This window comes from Bartonella vinsonii subsp. berkhoffii ATCC 51672, from assembly GCF_902825225.1.
Classification (GTDB): domain Bacteria; phylum Pseudomonadota; class Alphaproteobacteria; order Rhizobiales; family Rhizobiaceae; genus Bartonella; species Bartonella berkhoffii.
The window spans coordinates 1-446 of sequence record NZ_CADEAK010000164.1; the positions used below are offsets into that span (position 1 = coordinate 1).

At 33.6% G+C, this 446-nt stretch carries 1 protein-coding gene; it reads right to left on the reverse strand.

The window, feature by feature from the left end; translation table 11 throughout:
- Window positions 1-357: 357 nt before the first annotated feature.
- A partial coding sequence (locus tag J7R10_RS08750) for a 50S ribosomal protein L27 (RefSeq protein WP_208436480.1) occupies window positions 358-446 on the reverse strand: 89 nt, incomplete at its 5' end.

Genomic DNA, 446 nt, shown 5'->3' on the forward strand with positions numbered 1-446 from the left:
ACGAAGTGCCTACCTGCTCGATTCTAAGATCAAGCAATACCATAAGCATTCCACCCTCAAAGGACAAACTTGAGCAATCAAAGTCTCATCTTCAAGTAAAATTGTATAAACAGAAAAAATCTGTTGTAGAATCCAAATTATCACTCAACATCTTCAGATAAAGGAAACCTAAAATGAATCTTTCAGCAAAATAATCAGAAAATTCTGTCTTGTGTCAGCTTCTTATATAGTCCTAACACTTATCGTATAGCTAGAATAAAAATGGGACATTATTTTTTTAATGCCCCAAAATTTTAAAACCGAAATCCAATATATACCGATCTATTTTAAAGAATACTCAGATTATCTCTGTCCCCGTCACATAGGAATGACTGAAACATAAGCGCGGTTATCTGCTTTCTTACGAAAAGAAACTTTCCCATTTGAAAGCGCAAAAAGAGTATGAT